The sequence below is a fragment of the Frankia sp. R82 genome (assembly GCF_023716925.1).
In the GTDB taxonomy this organism is placed as follows: Bacteria; Actinomycetota; Actinomycetes; order Frankiales; family Frankiaceae; genus Frankia.
Genome location: NZ_JAMQQG010000215.1, coordinates 1 through 19879 on the forward strand (window position 1 = coordinate 1; position 19879 = coordinate 19879).

15 protein-coding genes and 2 pseudogenes are annotated in these 19879 nt (G+C 68.4%); 2 read left to right on the forward strand and 15 right to left on the reverse strand.

What is annotated here, in order from left to right:
• From ND747_RS18155 to ND747_RS18170, 4 genes and pseudogenes are all read right to left on the reverse strand, one after another.
• A pseudogene (locus tag ND747_RS18155) lies at positions 1 to 223 on the reverse strand (transposase); the annotation flags it as partial.
• A gap of 924 nt (positions 224 to 1147) precedes the next feature.
• Positions 1148 to 1987 (reverse strand): hypothetical protein, encoded by an 840-nt coding sequence (locus ND747_RS18160; protein ID WP_251734822.1) that lies wholly within the window; start codon positions 1985 to 1987, stop codon positions 1148 to 1150.
• A 214-nt stretch (positions 1988 to 2201) separates the two neighbouring features.
• Entirely contained in the window at positions 2202 to 2696 is a 495-nt protein-coding gene (locus ND747_RS18165; RefSeq protein WP_251734823.1) for a Pycsar system effector family protein, read from the reverse strand.
• Positions 2697 to 2903: 207 nt separating this feature from the next.
• Positions 2904 to 3590 carry a Crp/Fnr family transcriptional regulator gene (locus tag ND747_RS18170; RefSeq protein WP_251734889.1) on the reverse strand — a complete coding sequence of 229 codons (687 nt, stop codon included), beginning with the start codon at positions 3588 to 3590 and terminating at the stop codon, positions 2904 to 2906.
• 1066 nt (positions 3591 to 4656) lie between these two features.
• On the opposite strand from ND747_RS18170, the gene ND747_RS18175 reads away from it, so the two are divergent.
• The gene (locus ND747_RS18175; RefSeq protein ID WP_251734824.1) at positions 4657 to 6624 is read left to right on the forward strand and encodes a recombinase family protein; all 1968 of its coding nucleotides are present in this window, start codon (positions 4657 to 4659) and stop codon (positions 6622 to 6624) included.
• 17 nt (positions 6625 to 6641) lie between these two features.
• Here ND747_RS18175 and ND747_RS18180 read toward each other — a convergent pair.
• The 9 genes and pseudogenes from ND747_RS18180 to ND747_RS18220 all read right to left on the reverse strand — a co-directional run.
• A pseudogene (locus ND747_RS18180) lies at positions 6642 to 8126 on the reverse strand (AMP-binding protein); the annotation flags it as partial.
• 51 nt (positions 8127 to 8177) lie between these two features.
• A complete protein-coding gene (locus ND747_RS18185; protein ID WP_251734826.1) occupies positions 8178 to 9374 on the reverse strand; it encodes a Rieske 2Fe-2S domain-containing protein in 1197 nt (398 codons plus the stop codon).
• Positions 9375 to 9403: 29 nt separating this feature from the next.
• On the reverse strand, positions 9404 to 10564 hold the full coding sequence (locus ND747_RS18190) for a thiolase domain-containing protein (RefSeq protein WP_251734827.1): 1161 nt from the start codon (positions 10562 to 10564) through the stop codon (positions 9404 to 9406).
• Positions 10561 to 11616 (reverse strand): lipid-transfer protein, encoded by a 1056-nt coding sequence (locus ND747_RS18195; protein ID WP_251734829.1) that lies wholly within the window; start codon positions 11614 to 11616, stop codon positions 10561 to 10563. Before ND747_RS18195 ends, ND747_RS18190 begins: the two co-directional genes overlap by 4 nt.
• The gene (locus ND747_RS18200; protein ID WP_251734831.1) at positions 11616 to 12605 is read right to left on the reverse strand and encodes an OB-fold domain-containing protein; all 990 of its coding nucleotides are present in this window, start codon (positions 12603 to 12605) and stop codon (positions 11616 to 11618) included. The genes ND747_RS18195 and ND747_RS18200 overlap by 1 nt, the downstream gene beginning before the upstream one ends.
• Positions 12606 to 12678: 73 nt before the next feature.
• Positions 12679 to 14127, reverse strand: coding sequence for an aldehyde dehydrogenase (locus tag ND747_RS18205; RefSeq protein ID WP_251734832.1), 1449 nt, complete (start codon positions 14125 to 14127; stop codon positions 12679 to 12681).
• A gap of 64 nt (positions 14128 to 14191) precedes the next feature.
• On the reverse strand, positions 14192 to 15751 hold the full coding sequence (locus ND747_RS18210; RefSeq protein ID WP_251734833.1) for an AMP-binding protein: 1560 nt from the start codon (positions 15749 to 15751) through the stop codon (positions 14192 to 14194).
• Between the two features lie 104 nt (positions 15752 to 15855).
• Entirely contained in the window at positions 15856 to 16755 is a 900-nt protein-coding gene (locus ND747_RS18215; RefSeq protein WP_251734834.1) for an SDR family NAD(P)-dependent oxidoreductase, read from the reverse strand.
• Positions 16756 to 16855: 100 nt separating this feature from the next.
• Entirely contained in the window at positions 16856 to 17494 is a 639-nt protein-coding gene (locus tag ND747_RS18220; protein ID WP_251734835.1) for an aromatic ring-hydroxylating dioxygenase subunit alpha, read from the reverse strand.
• Here ND747_RS18220 and ND747_RS29440 point away from each other — a divergent pair.
• On the forward strand, positions 17493 to 17621 hold the full coding sequence (locus ND747_RS29440) for a hypothetical protein (RefSeq protein WP_285900734.1): 129 nt from the start codon (positions 17493 to 17495) through the stop codon (positions 17619 to 17621). The two genes, ND747_RS18220 and ND747_RS29440, sit on opposite strands and share 2 nt — an antisense overlap.
• Before the next feature lie 72 nt (positions 17622 to 17693).
• Here ND747_RS29440 and ND747_RS18225 read toward each other — a convergent pair whose 3' ends face one another.
• Entirely contained in the window at positions 17694 to 18491 is a 798-nt protein-coding gene (locus ND747_RS18225; RefSeq protein WP_251734837.1) for a crotonase/enoyl-CoA hydratase family protein, read from the reverse strand.
• Between the two features lie 75 nt (positions 18492 to 18566).
• Positions 18567 to 19781, reverse strand: coding sequence for a cytochrome P450 (locus ND747_RS18230; RefSeq protein WP_251734839.1), 1215 nt, complete (start codon positions 19779 to 19781; stop codon positions 18567 to 18569).
• Positions 19782 to 19879 lie beyond the last annotated feature (98 nt).

Genomic DNA, 19879 nt, shown 5'->3' on the forward strand with positions numbered 1-19879 from the left:
TCTCCAGCTCGACCTGCTCCGCCGACTTCCCCGGCTTTCTCTCCGGAGCACCCGCCGGAGAGCCTGCTCTTCCCAGAGCTCCCGCGTCACGCGCCCGGGTCCACTCCACCACATGCGAGGAGAACAATCCCTCCCGCCGCAGGACCGCGCCTTTCTCGCCGTGCGGGGCGTTCTCATACTCCGCGACGATCCGCAGCTTGTACTCCGCGGTGAACACCCGCCGCGACGGACGCGGCGCCGGATCACGCGACGCCGGCGACCCGCCGGGATCCTCCTGCGACTCAGACTCCACGAACATCAGGATCTCCGATCACGCCCTCCATAGCCAGCTCACACCCGCGAGGGTGTCTCACTCGACTCTGACAGAGAGGGTCCGGCCGAGTCATCGTGGCGCGAAGAGCTCTGATCTCCGCCGTAAGCGACCGGTCTATCTGCTCCGATGCCGTGACAGCGAGCCACGCCTCATTTTCCCGCACGGCGTGCATAAGATCAACTAGTCTCTCGACGTTGTCACGGGTGAGGTTTTGAGCCAGAGTGAGATCTAGCCGGAGGCATTCTCCCCGCGCGATGCCATCAACCAGCGGCCAGCTGTGAACCGTGAATCCGGAGTGCCCCGGACCCGGCAGATCCCGGATCCGGCCTACCGTTATGTCGACCGGTGTCCCTGCCTGCTCGCTGCTGCGCCCACTCTCCGCAGCGGCTGCCCCGGTGCTCGCCGCTGCGGTGCTAGCGGCGTCAAGGATCATGAGTGCGGCCGATGACCGTCCACTCCCGGCGGAGCCGGTCAACAGAACGAAGTGGTTCCGGGTGAGGATCTCCACCGCCGAGGGAAAGCCACCCGGAGACACGAAACGTGGGCCAAGCCAACGGGGGTCGCGCCAACGCGCCTGGTGTCGGCCAGGCAACAGACTCCGGGTAACGGCATCAAAACTAGCCTCGGTTACCAAATACTGGTTGTATACGCCGATCTCCCTGGCCATGGGTCCAATGTTATTTCCCCCGGCCACGTTTGAGTGATCACCCACGTTTTTGACGCCGGCAACCCGGAGAGATTTGCGCTTGTTCCCCGTCGGGTCGTCGGAATATCCATCCATCTCGTTCGGTTCGTCCTCGAAGCGGTTCGCACTGCGGTCGGAGCCCCGCTTTGTCATCGGCTCTGGCCCCGGGGAGGCTGGCCGGAGCGTCGTGGCCGATCGCGGCGCCCGCCGAAATCACGCGAGTTCGCGACCATTGGCCCTACGTGGTCACCACCAACCACGTTGGACCCGCTGCCGACGCTGCCCACCCCTCCGATACGAATGCTGCGAAAAGTGGAGGCGTCGCGGTTTTCGGAGCTGCCGGGGAGATCCACGGGGTCGCCGGCCGAGGCTACACCCGGTACAGGGAAGCCCTCGGTCAGCAATTGCCCGGACGATCGAGGTACATGAATATATGCAACAGATTGGTATGACTTGACCGTGATGTCCATGCGGTGGAACAGGCTCTCGGGCAGCGCCGCATATCCGGAAACAACCGTATCTTCATAGGCCCGTGCCGACACGACCGCGACAACGTGGGTTGCGGCCGGATCAGACCGGTCAAGAATCCGTCGTGCCGGTTCGCTGTCCACCAGCCGGTGCACGGCGACGCGTGCGTCGCCGCTACCGTCCTCAGGGAGGTTCTGCCCTGAATCTTCCACCGGGCCTACATGTAGGCTCACCCGCATCCGCAGGTTGTGTGTAGGGACATGGCCCGGTGATGCCTGCCGGTCGCGTTCGGCGAGTTCCTCCTCCAGCGCGCGAAGAAAAGGATTTACAAGCAGTGGCGCGACGGCCGGCTTGTAGCCGCGCACCCAGCCATCTCCGGTCGAATGGTCGAACCGGGATCGGCCGACTGATCCATCAATCCCGGCACGCCGAAGTGCGGCGTCCAGAATAGCCGGAATTGACGCTGTGACGGACTGGTGATAGACGCCGCGCCTACCGCTGAAGTCTTCGAGGTCGACCACGAGCAACGCTGTGTACGGTGGTAGTTTCCGTGGCTCGCCGGGAACTGGTGCGCCATATTTCCCCCGCAAATTCGCGCTCATTCCACCCTCTCATTGTTCAGATATACTCCGAGCAGCCTCAGGCTGCCAGCATCCGTGCACTGCCCAGCCGTGGATCGTCTCGGCGTGCCGTGAATCACACCGAAGGCGTCCGGCGGGTCGACCGTCCGCTCGGTCAGAGCCCTCTGGTCAGCCAGGCCGCGAGCTCGAGGACGACCGACGCCAGCAGCGCCCACAATGCGACCCGGATCAGCACATACTTACGTTCGGCCAGCTGAGACATCATCCGGAGCTGACGGCTGCGGCCAGCGAAGTCGCCCTCGGCGGATCGGCGTAGTGAGTCCTGCAGGTCGGTGAGGCTCGGCTGCCGGTTGACTTCCAAGAAGTTCACGACGGTGGTGTCCCACGGCTCGGAGGGACCTGGCCCCAACCGCGGATAGACCGCCGCTGCCAGTAGAGCAACCCCGCAGGTCAGCGCGGCGGCCCCGAGCCACCAGAGCGCCGCGCCCGCAGGCGTGAGCCGTGTTGGCGTCCATGAGCCCGCCAGCACGGCACCAGTCCCCACACTGATGGCAACCCCGATCGTTGCCAGCAGCAGAGAGGCTTTGCTGTCGGCGAGAGCTCGCTCCTCCCGCGCAGCTTCGAGAAGCTCCCGCGCGTATTCGGCCACGGCTCGGTCAGTGGCCGGTGCACCGGGGGGCGACATCAGCGGGTCTTCCAGGCATCGACGGAACGGGCTGGCACGGCAGGTTCACGCATGACTCACTCCTGACGAAGGGTGAGTCCATGATTTAGCCGAGGCCGCGGCCAAACCCGCCAGAAGTCGCGGATCGCGGCTCCTGGATGCATGGCGGCGGTCACATCAATGGACAGCACTTCACCCGACCGGTGCAGCCCGGCGCGTCAGCTCGGCCGGGTCTAGGATGACGTAGCGGCGATAGCCCGTCGCCAGAACGGACGCCTCGCGCAGCTCCTTGAGAATCTCGCGCAGCAGCGCCTCACTGCAGCCAGCTGCCCCGGCTAGCTCTGCCTGAGTGAGCGCCACGTCGATTCGAAGCCCACGGCCGTCCGGGCGACCGTAGGCGCTGGTCAGTTCGGCCAGAATCCGAACCACTCGCACGGCAGGCCGGTCACCGCTCAGCTCAACCTGACGTCGCGTCGCGGTGGCGAGCCGGTCAGCGAGAACCCCGGCCAACGCCGTGCGCGCGGGCGGATTGCGCTGCAAGAAGGCCTCCCAGGCAGTGATGGATATCCGTCGGGTGACCACCACGTGGCAGGCGACCACCGTGGCGATCCGAACGGTGTTACCCAGCCCGGCCAACTCGCCGATGACGTCCCCGGCCACCCGAAGCGCGAGGAGGACGTCCCCCGAGCTGGACCCACCGAGCACCTTCACCATGCCACCAAGGACCAACAGCACATGGTCGCTGGTCTCGCCTTCCTGAAGCAGGTGCTCCGCGGAATCGAACCGGCGCGGGCTGCCCAGCCCAACCGCCTCGGCCGCAACCGCCTCCTCCAAACGGCCGAGGAAAGTGTGCCCCGGCCATCGTGGATGTCTGGGCATCCTCACGACCCCCTCCTCGTCGCCCGGACGAATCTCGACTGCTGAGGATAATGGAGAGCGGCTTAGTCTTGATAGCTGGATCAGCCGTCCAGCCTACGCGCTGGCCCAATCCGTTCCCGTGATCGCGGCCATGATTCCGGGAGCAAGTCGATTCGCCGTCGCCACGCACGGCGCAGATATTTCAGTAGACAGCCTTGATGGAGAAAATTTTCGCGTGACGCCAGATAGCCCTACCCGTTTACCTGCCGATTCGTTAGTAGTCGAGTTCTGAGCTTTTTCTAACGTCGTTCCCAGTCGTGTCGCTGTAGCATCGGCCGGCCGTAATAATATTCCCCGACTGCGAAGGCCATTAGGTGTGAGATCATGCCGCCACTTGCCGACTGAGATCGTGGTGGGTAGTTGGAGCAGGAGGGAGGCCCGGTGCACCCCGATCTGCAAGACCGCCAGGCCTCGCCTGATCAACACGGCGATCAGCTGACAGCGCCCGCGTTACCACCCGATCGCGTCGCCCGTATGCGAACCGCCTGATCTTGCCGAGATTTTCGGCGAACTTGGTGGAGAGGGAATTCGCCGCAACGGACCTGGTCGTCGCTATGCACATGTGCCCGCGTTATTGATGGCCACGCGGGCGGTGGTGGGCGATGCTCGGATGTTCCTGATGACGGCTGCGATGGCTTCGGTGAGGGCTGGGGCGATGTCTCGGTTGTCGAAGCTGCCCGTTATGCCAACGTCAGAGGCCCCACTACCGCCTGCCGCAGTGTCGTCGGTTTCCAGCATGCCGAGATCCGCGGTAGACCGGACTCGAGCCGAGGGAGAGAAGGGCGAGGGGCCCATCGAGGGTTCCTCGTCGGACGCGGACGGTGCGCCAGCTGGCGGGGGGCCGCTTCGGGTGATCTCACCGGACACCATGCCTGTGATCACGCCAGATGTCGCGCGGCTTCTGTTGCGTATCCTGTATACAACGCAGGCTTACCGCTCCGCCGCCGGTAACGAAGCGAGCAGCGGGCAGCCCCGTGATACGTCATCCTGATCAGTTTGCGCGCAACTACCTCAAAGGACGGCGCCCATGATCCGGTTTGCCTTCTATGGTCGGGTATCGACCGAGGACCAGCAGGACCCGGAAGCGTCCCGTAACTGGCAACTCGCCCGAGCCCGCGCTCTGATCGAGGGACACGGACAGATCACAACCGAATATTTTGACGTCGGTAAGTCTCGTTCCCTGCCCTGGAAGCGACGCCCCCAGGCCGCGCTGCTGCTACAGGCACTCCCGGATGCTGACCGTGGTTTCGAAGCGGTGGTGATTGGTGAGCCCCATCGGGCGTTTTACGGCAATCAGTTCGGCCTGACCATGCCCGTCCTCGACCATTACAAGGTCGACCTGTGGGTGCCGGAAGTCGGCGGATGTATCGACCCGACCTCCGAAGCCCACGACATGATCATGTCCGTGTTCGGGGGCATGTCGAAGGCCGAACGGAACCGGATCAAGGTTCGGGTCCGGTCGGCGATGAAGTCCCAGGCCAAAGTCGAAGGCCGCTTCCTCGGCGGCCGGCCACCCTATGGCTACCGGCTCGCCGATGCCGGGCCCCACCCCAACCCGGCCAAGGCCGCCGACGGGAAGCGTCTGCACGTTCTGGAGAAGGACCCGGTCACGGCACCCGTCGTCGAACGGATCTTCCGGTTGTATCTCAACGGTATGGGAATCTTCCTGATCGCCCAGACACTGACCGGCGAGGGCATCCTCTCACCCTCCGGCCACGACCGGCCGCGGAACTCCCACCGCGAAGGCATCGGATGGTCCAAGAGCGCTGTGCGCGCGATCCTGGACAACCCGCGGTACACCGGCCGGCAGGTGTGGAACAAGCAGCGCAAGGAAGAAGTCCTGCTCGACGTCGACGACGTCGCCCTCGGCCACGAGACCAAGCTTGCCTGGAACCAGCGGGACCAGTGGGTCTGGTCCGACCGTCCCGCCCATCCGGCGATCATCAGCGAAGCGACGTTCCTCTCCGCCCAGCAGCGGATCAAGCACCGTGGCCCGGCAGCCGAGCGCATCGGCAGTCCCGACACCCGCCATCCCTACGCGCTGCGCAGCCTGCTGTTCCACGAACAGTGCGGCCGGCGGATGCAGGGCAACTGGAACCACGGCCATGCCCACTACCGCTGCCGGTACCCGCAGGAGTACGCCCTGGCCAACCACATCGACCATCCCCTGACCGTCTACGTCCGCGAGGACAGCGTGGTCCCCGCACTCGACGACTGGCTCGCCTCCGCTTTCGACCCCGACCGGGTCGAGGCCACCCTCGCCGCACTGGAACAGGCCCAGCCCGACGACACCCCCGCCGCGGACCCGTTGCGCCAGGCGGTCGCCGCCTGCGACCGGAAGCTCACCCGCCACCGGGCGGCGCTCGAAGCCGGGGCCGACCCGGTCATCGTCACGGGCTGGATCGCCGAGGTCCAAGCCGAACGGGCCGCTGCCATAGCCGCCCTCGAACGCCAAGGCCGCCGCACCCCAGCCCGACCACGACTCACCCGCCCCCAGATCAAGAGCCTGATCGACGGACTTGGCGGGCTGCTGAAGGTCCTACGCGAGGCCGACCCGGCGGACAAGGCGGAGATCTACCGTGAGCTTGGCCTGAAGCTGACCTATGATCATGAAACCGAGATGATCACGGCCGAGGCCGCACCGAGATCATCGGTGTGCGTAGTGTCTGTGTCCGAGGGGGGAGTCGAACCATTACCCCACCACCGGTCACCCTCTCCGATGAGCTCATTCTCGCAGGTCACGTGGGAGCCCAGTGAACGACGTGTCTGCCTCTTCACCGGCGAGCCAGCAGACAGGGCCGCCCGACCCCGAACCTACGGAACCAGCTTCGGCCACGGCGTCTTCGTCCATGGCGCTTCTCCGCGGTCTCGTCGCTACTCGGCCGGCTCGGCGGACAGCTGCTGCGCGGACTGCTTGGCCCAGCGCAGGTCGACCTTGCCGGTCGGGGTCCGGGTGAGCGTGTCGACGATGTGGATCTCCCTCGGCACCTTGTAGCCGGCCACGAGGGCGACGACCCGCTCACCGTAGCGCGGGTCGGGTGCCCCGACGACCACGGCGTCCGCGACGGCGCTGTGGTCGGTGAGCGCGTTCTCGACCTCCTCGGGGAAGACCTTCTCCCCGCCGGTGTTGACGACCGAGTTCGCCCGGCCCAGCAGCACGGCCGTGCCGTCCGCCGCGATGGTGGCCAGGTCGCCCGGCAGGACCCAACGCACGCCGTCGGCGTCGGTGCGGAACGTGGCCGCCGTCTTGACCGGGTCGTTGTAGTAGCCGAGTGGGATCCGGCCGCGCCGGGCGATGCGCCCGATGGCGCCGGACCCGGGGACGACCGGACGCAGGTCGGTGTCGTCGAGAACCGCGGCGTCCTCGGCGAGGCGGAACGTGCGCGACCGACGGGACCCGCCGGTCTCGGTGCCGGTGTGGGCCGTCTCCGAACCACCGAAGACGTTGAAGATCCGCACACCGGGCAGCAGCTCACCGATCCGGTCGCGCGTCGGCTCCGACAACGGGGTGCCGCTGTTGACCAGTACGGTCAGCGCGGACAGGTCGTAGCAGTCGTGGCCGCGATCGTAGGCGTCCAGGACCGGGGCCGCCATCGCGTCGCCGACCATGGCGATGGGGTTGACCTGCTCGGCGGCGGCGATCGTCAGGATCAGGGTGGCGTCGAAGCGGCGGCCGGTCCACAGCACCACCGTGCCCGCGGCCGTGAAGGCGGTGAGGATGGCCATCGCGGCGGTGCCGTGCATCAGCGGCCCGAGCACGAAGCTGCGGGTGGGCGGCGCGGCCACGTGCCGGGTCAGGAACTCCTCGAGCGGCTCCGGGATCGACCCGTCCGGCAGTGGGCGGCGACAGCCGGCGAAGAACATGTCCTCGCCGCGCCAGATCACGCCCTCGGGCATCCCGGTCGTGCCGCCGGTGTAGATGATGAACTGGTCGTCCCCCGAGCGCGGGATGCGCACCGGTGCGGTGTCGGCGGGCTCCCGCTCGTACGCGAGCAGCGTGTACCCGGCCAGGCCGGTCCCGGTGGCGGTGGCCCCGCCTCCCTCACCCCCCTCACCCGCGGGAGCCCCGTCCTCGAGCACGACGGAGCGCACGCTGGAGACGTCCGGCAGCACGTCGGTCAGGGTGGGCAGGTAACGCCGTTCGACGACGACGCTGACCAGGTCGGCGTCGTCGAGCAGGTGACGCAGCTCCGCGGCGACGTAGCGGAAGTTGACGTTGACCGGGACCGCCCGCAGCTTCAGGCAGGCGATCATGGCCTCGACCCATTCCGCCCGGTTCATCGCGTACAGGCCGACGTGGTCGCCCGGCCCGGCCCCGGCCCCGCGCAGCAGACGCGCGGCCCGGTCGGCCCGCGCGTCCAGCTCGGCGTAGGTCAGCCGCACGTCCCCGGCCACGAGGAAGAGCTGCTCGGGCACGGCGTCGGCGACGAACTCGAAAATGTCCGCGAAGTTGACCGTCAGATCTCCGGCGTCGCTCATAAGCCCCCTGGTGGTCATGACGCACGGTGTCCGCCGGCTCCCGACAGCCGGCGACGGGCACCACGACGCTCAGCCGCTCGTAGTGGAGGTGAGGGTGCGCTGGGCCGCCGTCTCCTTTTCCGACGGGTGGGCGTCGGCGAGGTCGGCGAGGATCTGGCGGTGCGCGGCCTGACAGCCGATCTCGTTGCGGCCGAGCACGACATCGGAGTAGCCCGCGACGATGCCCTTCCCGGAGCGTTCCAGGACGACCGCGTCCTCGTCCCGGACGACGGCCTGAATCTGCGGGGTGTAATCCTTGAAGAAGGCAGCCACCTCGTCGTCGGCCAGCGGGAACCGGGACAGGACGGTGTGGCGGATGGTGCTGCTCGCCGGGCTCGGTCCGGGATAGAACTGCAGCAGCTCGCCGCCGAGCGGCGACGTGGCGATCACCGAGCACGGGTGGATGTAGTAGATGCAGGTCAGATTCTCACCGGGAAGCGGTTCCGGTTCCGCACCGAGCATCTTCAGCGGCACTCCCAGCCGGTGATGGCGGCCGAACTGGTCGAACGTCACGATGTTGGCGACGGTGCCATGGCCGACGAGTGACTGGGCATGGACATACGGGAAGTGGTACGTCTCCTGGAACGCCTCCAGGGCGCATTTCCAGTTCGCCTCGACCTTCATCTCCATCGTCGCTACGACGTCGTGGTGCTCGTAGTCCCAGCGCGCGAGCTCGGCATCCAGCGGTCCGAGCTGCCGGTGCACGTGGATCACCCCGTGCGGATCACGGACGGCCCAGACGAAACCGTTGCGTTCCTCGCTCGGGAGTTCGACGAGCCCGCGGGCGGCGGGGTCGAGGTTGTCGAACCCCTTGCGCCGGTCGGGTATCCCGACGAGGGAGCCGTCGCTGTCATAGGACCAGCCGTGGTAGGGGCAGGTGAAGCGGCGGGTACAGCCCGATCCCTCGGCAACCGTCGCGCCCCGGTGTCGGCAGGCGTTGACCAGCACGCGGACCCGCCCGTCGCCACCTCGGGAGACGATCACCGGCGTGCCCATCAGGTCGAGCGTGAGAAAGCTGCCCGGTTCGCGGACTGCCCCGCTCGGCGTCACCAGCAGCGGCGCGGAGAACGTCGTGCGCAGCTCCGCCGCCGCGATCTGCGGATCGGTGTAGTTCGCGTTCGGGATGCGCATCGTCGTCGGGGCGCGATCCCCCACTCCGGCGAGAACGGCGGCGTGCACCCGCGGGGTGAGTTCCAGGATCGGAGCCGGAATCGCGCTGGCATTCATGGCTGCACCTTTCGGGGCTGGCAACCTTCCTAGCCGAAGGGCTGGAGGTTGTTGGCGACGATCCACATGGAGAAGTACTGGCTCTGCGCGCCGTAGGCCATTCCCAGCGCGACCCTGGCGCCGTCGACCTGATGCTCACCGGCAGCGCCTCGCACCTGGTTGGCCGCCTCGGCGAACCGCAGCAGGCCCGAGGCGCCGATCGGGTTGGTCGAAAGCACCCCGCCGGAGGGGTTGATCGGGAACGACCCGCCGAGCTCGGTCTGGCCCTTGTCGACCAGCTGCCAGCCCGCTCCCTCGTCGGCGAGGTGGTGGGCCTCCAGCCACAGCGGCTCGTGCCAGGAGAACGGGACGTAGAGCTCGGCGGTGTCGATCTGCTCGCGCGGATTCGTGATGCCGGCCTCCTGGTACACGTCCTGCGCGCACTGCAGGCAGGCCTGCGGGCGCACCGGGTCACGCCCGGGGAAGCCACCGGCCTCGCTGCGCGAGGACATGCCGAGGATCCACGCCGGCGGGCGGCCGTCGGCCGCGGCGGCCCGGCCACCCTCCTCGTCGGTGATGACGACCGCGCAGGCCCCGTCGGAGGACGGGCAGGACTCCAGGTAGCGGATCGGGTCCCACATCATCGGCGAGTCGCGGACCTTGTCGATCGAGATGTCGGCGATCTTCAGGTGCGCGTAGGGGTTCTTCAGCGCGTTGAGCCGGTCCTTGACCGCCACCGTCCAGCCGATGTGCTCGGGCGCCCCGCTGCGGTGGATGTACGCGCGGACGAAGGGGGCGAAGGAGCCGCCGGCCCCCAGCGACGCACCCCGCCCACTGCCCAGGGCGAACTGGGCGTTGCCCTCGGACTGCTTCTCGAAGGCCACCGCGAGCACGGTGCGGTGCTTGCCGGCCCGCACGTGTGAGGCCGCGACCAGTCCGGTCGTGCCGCCCACGGAGCCGGCGGTGTGCACCCGGAACATCGGCTTGCCCACCGCGCCGAGCGCGTCGGACAGGTACAGCTCCGGCTTCATCACCCCCTCGAACAGGTCCGGCGCCTTGCCGAGGACGACCGCGTCGATGTCGGCCATCGTCATCCGGGCGTCGTCGAGGGCGCGGAACACCGCCTCGCGCACCAGGCCGCCGAACGACACGTCGCGCCGCTTCGACCTGTGATGGGTCTGGCCGACGCCGACCACCGCGCAGGGAATCATGACCGGCCCTCCAGCACACAGATCAGGTTTTGTTGCAGACACGGCCCGCTCGTCGCGTGAGCCAGCGCCCGGGTACCGCCGGCGAAGACGTGGTCGGCCGCATAGCCGATGCGGGCGAGCCCCGTGGCCATGATCGGGTTGGCCCGCAGGGCGCCGCCCGACGGGTTGACCGCCACCTCGTCGCCCAGCTCCAGCACGTGGCGCAGCAGCAGCTCCTCGTGCGTGAACGAGGCCTGCAGTTCGGCGACCTCGATCGGGGCACCCGTACCGAGCCCGGCCTCCCGGGCCGCGATCCGGGTGGACGGAGAGTCGTCGAGGCGGCGAAACGCCGGGTTGTGGCATTCGGTCCGGTGGTCGAAACCGGTGATGTAGGCGGGACGCTCGACGAGCTGGCGGGCCCGCTCCCCGGTCGCCAGCACCATGGCCACCGCACCGTCGGTGATGGGCGGCAGGTCATGGCGGCGCAACGGCTCGCGGACGTACTCGCCGGCCAGCAGCTCCTCGACGCTGCCCTTGCCCCGGCTGCGCACCGCCACCTCGGCCATGGCCTTCTCGTCAGCCAGACCCGCGGAGATCACCGCCCGGGCCTGCAACGCGGCGAAGGTGACCAGGTCGGCCCCCAGCGGCGCCAGGACGTAGGGATCCATCTCCATCGGGTAGATCAGCGACGGGTCGCCGGTGGACGTGCGACCCGAGCCGGTCACGACCGCGATCTCGATGTCACCCTCGTGCAGGCGCAGCCACGCCTCGTAGAGCGCCCAGGCGCCGTCCATCTCGACGTGCGAGTCGCGCTTGGGCGGCCAGGCGCCGATCGCGTCGAGGTTCGCGACGAACGAGAACGCCTGCCCGGTGATGTAGTCGCACGACCCCAGGCAGGTGAAGTCGACATCGGACCGGGTCAGGCCCAACGGCGTCAACGCGTCGGTGATGGAGGTCATGAGCATCTGGGTCTCGGTCTGGTCGGTCCGCCGCGAGATCGCGGCCTGCGCCCATCCGATGACGGCGATGTCCGTGCTCGTCCTCGCCGTTGTGGTCGTCAGCCCTGTGGTCATCAGTAGATCCGATTCACGAGGTCGGGGTCGTGGACGTCCGACTCACCACTCGGGGTCCACCCGAGCAGGCTGCCCATCGGACGGCCGATGCCACTGAACGTGTCGACCGGTGTGTCCCTGGGCGCCCACACGGCCGAGACCCGGACGCCCACGTGGATGTCGCCGACTGGCAGATCGATCACGGGCTGGTAGGTGAGCACCACATCGGTGCCGTCGAGCAGGACGAACACCCGCGCGAACTGCTCGGTGACGGTCTGCCCCGGATACTGCACCGGTTCGACCACGATGAAGTTGGTGATGGTTCCCGCGTTCGGCAGCTCGACCTCCGCGTCCGCACCGAGCTCGAGGGCGTCGACCGGGCAGTACGGCCGGTCACCTCCCACGTACACCCGGTCGCAGGTCGGGCAGCGCAGGCCGATCAACCGGTGCTCCCGGGTCGCCGCCAGGGCGTGGTCGGCCATCGCCAGCACCGGCGTGCTGTAGGTGATCGCGGCCGTGTAGTCCATCAGCTCGACCGGCTGCCCCGGCCCGCCGACATCGGTGCCGTCGACCTCGGACCGCACACCGGGCACGAAGCACGCGATGTCGGTGATGTGGCCGATGCGCTCCTCCCGCCAGCGCGGCGCCACGCGCATCCCCGCGGACACCGCTGCGGGCGATCCGGCGTCCAGCGCATGCAGCAGCGGGTTGGCGGCGCCGTCAAGGCGGATGAACGCGAACGCGAACGGCCGGTCGAGCGGATGCTGCTCGGTCGGCTCCGGTACCCAGGTCCACGACTCGACGGTGCCCGCCGGCCCGACCTCCACCAGATCCGCGGCCAGCTCGGCGCCGGTGGCGGGATCCCACTCCATCGGCGGCACCAGCACATCCGTACCGTTGCGGACGCCCAGAATGCGCTTGTCCGCGAGCGCGGTCATGAACGCACCCGTCACGGGCCCCAGCGATCGCTTGTACGGGAACGTGATGGTGCTCTCGACAAACCTGGTCACAGAACTCCTCGACCATCGACGGCGAGACGAAAAAGGCCCCGCGAAATCATTGGCTTAGCCCACCGGGTTCCGCTCAGCCCATCGGCGGAATGATGGTCTGGGTCTCGAGGAACGCCTCAAGGCCCTCGCGGCCGAGCTCACGGCCGAGCCCCGACTGCTTGAAACCGCCGAACGGGTTCAACAGGTCGAGCACCGCCCCGGAGTTGATCGCGAAGGACCCGGTCCGGATGCGCCGGCCCAGGGCGATGCCGTGCTTCACGTCGCCGGTCCAGACCGAGCCGGAAAGCCCGTAGTCCGAGTCGTTGGCGATGCGGACGGCCTCGTCCTCACCGTCGTAGGGGAGCACGGCCAACACCGGGCCGAAGACCTCCTCGCGGGCGATCCGCATCTGGTTGTCGACGTCGGCGAACAGGGTCGGCTCGACATACCAGCCCCGGTCGAGGTCAGCGGGTCGGCCACCGCCGCGGACCAGCCGGGCGCCCTCGCCGACACCGGCCTCGATGAGCCCCTCGACCCGGGTTCGCTGACGTTCGGCCACGAGCGGTCCGACGAACGTCTCCGGATCCGCGGGATCGCCGACCCTGAGCGCGCCGATCGCCGCGTCGAGCGCCGCCACCATCTCGTCATGGCGGTGGCGGGGCACGAGCACCCGGGTCTGCGCGACGCAGGCCTGGCCGCTGTTCATGAACGCCGCCGGCAGCAGACCGGGGATGGCCGTGGCCAAGTCGGCGTCGTCGAGCAGGATCGACGCCGACTTGCCGCCGAGTTCGAGCGTGCACCGCTTGAGCTGCTCGCCGCAGATCGCCCCGATCCGGCGGCCCACGGCGGTGCTGCCTGTGAACGACACCTTGTCGACTCCAGGGTGGCGGACCAGCGCCTCGCTCGCCTCCCGGTCGGCGGCGATCACGCTGACGACGCCGGGGGGCAGCCCGACCGAGTCGAGGATCTCGGCCAACAGATAGCCGGTGAGCGGCGCCTCGGGCGCCGACTTGATGACCAGGGTGGCGCCGGCGGCCAGAGCGGCACCGAGCTTCATCGCGATGATGAACAGCGGCACGTTCCACGGCGCGATGGCGGCGGCCACCCCGACCGGCTGCTTCACGACCCGGCAGGTCCGTCCGCCGAAGCCCGGCCGTCCCTCCTCGAAGGCGAAGCCGTCGGTCAGGGTGGCGAACCCGTCCAGCACGAGCGCGGACGCGTAGGTGTTGCCCGCCAGGGCGAAGCTGCGCGGCGCCCCCATCTCGGCGGTCGTCGTGTCGGCGATCTCCTGCGCCCGCGCCTTGATGGCCGCGCTGACGGCGCGGAGCACCTCGGCGCGGTCCTTGGGCGACGTATGCGGCCACGGGCCCTCGTCGAAGGCCCGGCGGGCGGCGGCGACGGCGCGGTCGACGTCGCCGCTGTCGGCCGCCGGCACTGTTGCGAGCAGGTTCTCGGTGTGCGGGGAGATGACGTCGATCGTGCGGGAACTGTGCGGGTGCACCCACGCGCCGCCGATGTACAGGGTGTCCTTCGTGATGGTCATACTTCCTCCTTCACCGAGCGCGCGGGCGCCGGCGGGACGCGGTTGGCCTCAGCGGTGGTCGTTCTCAGTGGACAAGCCGGTCGGCACCGGCCCAGTACTGTGCGCGCAGCGCCTTCTTGTCCGGCTTGCCCAACGGGCTGACCGGAATCGCCTCGACGAGGTCGATCGACTTGGGCGCGTGGTGCGAGCCCTTGTGCTGCTTCACCAGCGCGATGAGCTCCGCGGTATCCACAGTCTGCCCCGGCCGGGGCACCACGACGGCCTTCACCGCCTCGCCCCACTTGTCGTCCGGGACGCCGACGACGGCCACCGCGGCCACCGCGGGGTGCCGGGAGATCACATCCTCGATCTCGCGCGGGAACAGGTTGAACCCACCCGAGACGATCATGTCCTTCTTGCGGTCGACGATGGTCAAAAAACCCTGCTCGTCCTCGCGGCACACGTCCCCGGTGTGCAGCCACCCGCCCTCGAGCGCCTGCGCTGTCTCGTCCGGCTTGTTCCAGTAGCCCCGCATCACCAGCGGACCGCGCACGCACAGCTCACCGGGCTCGCCTCGGGCCACCTCGTGGCCGTCGTCGTCGAGCAGCGCGACCCGCGCCCAGGGGACGGACCGGCCGCAGGAGGCCAGCCTCGCCAGATCGTCGCTGAGATGCTCCTCCTTACGCAGCACGGAGACGGTCATCGGACATTCCGTCTGCCCGAAGAACTGGACGAAGATCGGGCCGAACTTCTCGATCGCCTCCCGCAGCCGGGAGGGCGACATCGCCGACCCCCCGTAGTAGATCGACTCCAGGCTTGACAGGTCCGTCTCGGCGAACCGCGGATGATCGAGCAGTGCGTAGATCATCGAGGGGACGAACATCGCGGTCGTGATGCGGTGGCGCTCGATCGCCTCGAGCACGACACCTGCCTCGAACGTCGGCAGCACGAACATCGCCGCGCCCTGCAGCTGCAACGGCACGAAGATCGACGAACCGGCGTGACTCAGCGGGGTGCACACCAGATGGCGGACCTCGTCGGGCCACTGCCACTCCGTCATCATGATCTGCGCCATCGCGGCGCTGCTGCGGTAGGTGGCCATCACGCCCTTGGGCCGACCGGTGGTGCCACCGGTGTAGGCCAGCGCCGAGATGTCCTCGGCGTCCACCTCCGGTGCCACGAGTGGCTCCGGTTCGAACGCCGCCGCGAGGCTCAGCAGGTCCTCACCGACGGCCGCCTCGCCGTAGGAGAGCAACCGCAGATCGGGCAGGCGCTCGCCAAGCGCGCGCACATGCTCGGTGAAGGACGGGTCGAACAGCAACGCCTCGATACCGGCATCGGCGAGAACATAGGCATGGTCGGCAAGCGAGCCGAGGGGATGCAGTGCGGTGTTACGGCACCCGGACACCATCACCGCACCCATCGAGAACAGCACCTCGACGCGGTTCTTCGACAGCGTCGCCACACCGGTGCCCCGCACCATCCCCCGGGACCGGAATGCCTGCACGTAGCGGCTGATCTCATCGCGCATCTGGTGGGAGGACAGCATCTCCCCACCGATGTACACCGCCGGTCGGCGGCCGTTTCTCTCCAGGGCCCTGATCAGGAGATCAGGCAGAAACATGGGACGGTACAGGTCTGTCATGGCGCGGCATCCTCCCGGCGGCGACGACATCAACGCACCCGAAGGTGCAGGTCATGCGGGTCGGGAGCCGCGAACCGGCCACCGCCCGCGGCTCCCGGAAACCGTCAACCGAGCAGGTGGCCGGGGACGAACTGGTCGAGCTCCTCCAGAGACCACGGCGGGGACGTCCGGGCGTCGCCGCGGTAGATCGCGCGGATCTCCTCGTAGTCCGACCACACGCTGATCTTGCCGCCCCGGGCGTTGAACACCCGGCCGGTGACGTTCGCGGCGGCATCCGTGCACAGCCACGTCACGATCGGTGGCACATGTGTCACCGGACCCGGGCCCGCCTTGGCACCCTCGAACACCTCATCGCTGATCTTTCCCTCCCGATGCGCCTGCTCCAGCTGGGGGACGATCACCTGGGACAGTCGCGTGGTCGCGCCGGGTGCCAGGCAGTTGGCGGTGACGCCGGCGCCCCGGTAGTCGTTCGCGATCCCCTTGACCAGGGAGACCACACCGCCCATCGCCGCCGCGAAGATCGGGTTGCCGACGGTGCCTCGCGCGCCCTCGGACGTGGCGGCGATGAACCGCCCCCATCCACGCTCGGCCATGCCCGGAACGGTTGCCCGCGCCAGCCAGAACTTCTGGGACAGGAACAGGTCGATGAACCTGTGGTAGGACTCGTCCGACGCGTGAAGATCACCGGGCAGGATCGCCCCCGCGCAGCCGACGACGATGTCGACCGGGCCGAACGCCTGCTCGGCGATACTCACCGCGTTCGCCACCCCGACCGAGCTCGCCACCGAGTCGTAGCTGGGCTCCGCCCGGCCACCCGCGGACCGGATCTCCTGCGCCGTCGCGTCCGCGGCGGACGTGCTCTCACCCTGGGCGAACTCGCTGGTCCCCAGATCGTTCACGACCACCGAGGCACCCTCGGCCGCCAGCGCGAGCGCACAGGCCTTTCCCACCCCGTTACCGGCCCCCGTCACCAGGGCGACCCTGCCCTTCAACCGGTCACTCATTCATATCTCCTCGCCATTGCGGGCCGCGAGCGAGCGCCACCCGTTTCGACATTGATCTGCATTGAGTTTCCTTCGGCCCGCCCGGCAGCGCACGCGCGTGTCAGCCGGAATGGGCGCTGAAGGCGTCGAACGACACGATGTTGCCGATCGAACCCTGCCCCACCATCGAGTTTCCGTGCACGAACGGGAAATGGTACGTCTCGAAGAAGGCCTCGAGCAGACACTTCCAGTTGGCCGCCAGCTCCACCTCCATCGGCGGGTTGGCCTGGAAGGAGGCGTAGTCGTAGCTCGCGAGCGGCTCCGCGAAACCACCCAGATGCGCCGTGACTCCCGGCGAACCGGCTGGCACCAGCCAGACGAAGCCGAAGCTCTCCGCGCTGGGCAGCTCGGCCAGGCTGAGATCGGCTGTCTGGACGTCGTCGAAACCCGGCCGGCCGGGCTGACCGACGAGCGCGCCCGCGGTGTCGTAGCTCCAGCCGTGGTAGGCGCAGGTGAACCGGCGGGTGCAGCCCGAGCCCTCGGCCACGCGGGCTCCGCGGTATCGACAGGTGTTCACCAGGACGCGGACGGTGCCGTCCTTGCCGTGGGAGATGATGACCGACCGCCCGTCGGGTAGCTGCCGGGTGAGATAGGCGCCTTCGCCACGTATGGCGGCGCTCGGGGCGAGTACGAGCGGGCTGGCACCGAGGACGTGCTGCAGCTCGGCCTGGAGAACCTCGGGGTCGCGATAGTTCCGCATGGGAATCTTCATCGTCGACTCGGCGAATTCCGTGCGACGTGCTCTCACCAGTGCGGATACCCGCGGAAAAAGCTCGGACACCGGCTTCGACGAGGTGGTCAACATGGACATAAGCATCGCCCCGTGATGTTGTGGCAGATTGTCTGCACCCGAGGAACTCCGGACCTGTGCCGCTTGCCGGTCATGGTGATGGCCTCTGTCATCGGCGTTGAAAAGTCGGTGTGCGCTTCTCGGCGAACGCCCGCGGGCCCTCTTTGGCATCCTCGGAGGCGAACACCGCGCGGCTTCGCTCCAGCTCCCTGGCGAAGCCCTCGTCTTCGGTCAGACCCGACGACTCCCGGATCGTCGCCAGGATCGCCTCGACGGCCAGGGGACCGTTCGCGCTGATCTGGTCGGCGATCTCGCGCGCTGCGGCGAGTGCCTCGCCGTCCTCGACGACGCGCCCGATCAGCCCGATGCGTTCGGCCTCCTCGGCGTGGAGGTGCCGGCCGGTCAGCAGGATCTCGGCTGCTCTGGTGTAGGAGATCTGCCGTGGCAGGCGGACCGGTGAGCCCATGTTCGGATACAGCGACCAGCGGGCCTCGGACAGGCCGAAGCGGGCGCTGCGGCCGGCCACCCGAATGTCGGTGCCGAGCAGGATCTCGGTTCCGCCGGCGATGCACACGCCCTCGACCGCCGCGATGATCGGCTTGGGTGGCCGGCCGATCTTCAGGAAGCCCCGTTCGACGTACCGCGAGTCGGTGATCCGCCGCTGGGCGAGGTCGGCGGCGCCCTCGTCGTCGGGATCGCCCGCCATCGCCCGCAGGTCGGCGCCCGCGGAGAAGTTCCCCTCGGCCCCGGTGATCACGATGCAGCGGATGGCGTCGTCGGCGGCGGCCTCGGTACACGCGTCGACGATGGTGGCGAGCATCGTGCTGGTGATGGCGTTGAGCCGTCGGGGGCGGTTCAACGTGAGCTGCATGACCGCACCGTCACGCTCGACGAGCACCTGCGCCATGGCAGTCCCCTCTCGGAATCTGGTCGACCTCGGGTTCGCGAATGCTGACGGCGCCACTCGCCGTGCCGGGTCCGGTCATGGACGGACCTCCTGGGCCCCGATCGGCCGGGTGGGGGTGAAGCGCACCGGCACACTCTCGTAGCCACTGACGAAGTTCGCGGCCCGGTGCTTCGGCTCCTCGGTGCCGACCAGCGTGAGATCGGGCAGGCGGTCGAGGAGCCGATCGAGCACCGAGCGCAGCTCGAGGCGGGCAAGGCTCGTGCCGAGGCAGTAATGGGGACCGAAGCCGAAGGCCACATGTTCGTTCGGGCTGCGCCGGATGTCGAACGTGAACGGGTCCTCGAACGCGGTCTCGTCCCGGTTGGCCGACGGGTAGAGCAGCAGGAGCTTGTCCCCGGCGGCGATCTGCTGACCGGCGAGCTCGACGTCGGTGGTCGCGGTCCGGGCCATGTTCCTGATCGGGCTGACCCAGCGCAGCATCTCCTCGATGGCCGAGGGGATCAGGTCCCGGTCGCGGCGCAGCGCCGCCCAGGTCTCGGGCGTGCGCAGCAGCTCGTAGACGCCGCCGGAGATGACGTGCCGCGTCGTCTCGTCACCGCCGTTGAGGATCAGCAGGGACTCGCTGATGATCCCGGCGTCGTCGAGGCGGTCGCCGTCGACCTCGGCATGCACCAGGATGCTCATCAGGTCGTCGGTCGGGCGCTCACGCCGGGCGTTGATGACCCGCTGAGCATAGGCGTAGTACCCGCCGCCCGCCGCGGCAGCGATCTTCATCGCCTCCTCGTCGGCCTGCCCGAGCGCCCCCATCATGGCCTCGCTCCACCGCAGCAGCTGCTCGCGATCGGCCGGGTCGACGCCCAGCTCGTTAGCGATGACGATCAACGGCAGCCAGGCCGCGATGTCCCAGACCAGGTCGCACTCGCCGCGCTCGCACACCCGGTCGAGAATCGTGTCGACGATGTTGCGGATCGACGTTTCCTTCTCCCGCACCCGCCTGGGCGTGAACCCCTTGTTCACCACCTTGCGCCGCTGCCAGTGCTCCGGATCGTCCATGTCGATCATCATGGGCATGGCCGCGTGGTCCGGCCGGATCCCGCCTGCACTGCTGAACAGCTGCGGATGGGTGGCCACGTGCTTGACCAGGTCGTAGGTGGCCACCCCCCACACCCCGGTGCGCGGGTCGCGCCACACCGGCGCGTTCGCCCGTAACCAGGTCAGCTCCTCATGCGGGTTGCGCCCCCAGAAGAAACCATCCACAAGATCAATGCGCGCTTCGATGCTGCTGCCCATGGAGCCTCCGGGTGGGTCTGGGCCGCCAGGGTGAGTCGCGATGTCGGACGTTGGGTCCGAGCTCACCTGATTACACACATGCTCACTTCGTGTATCTT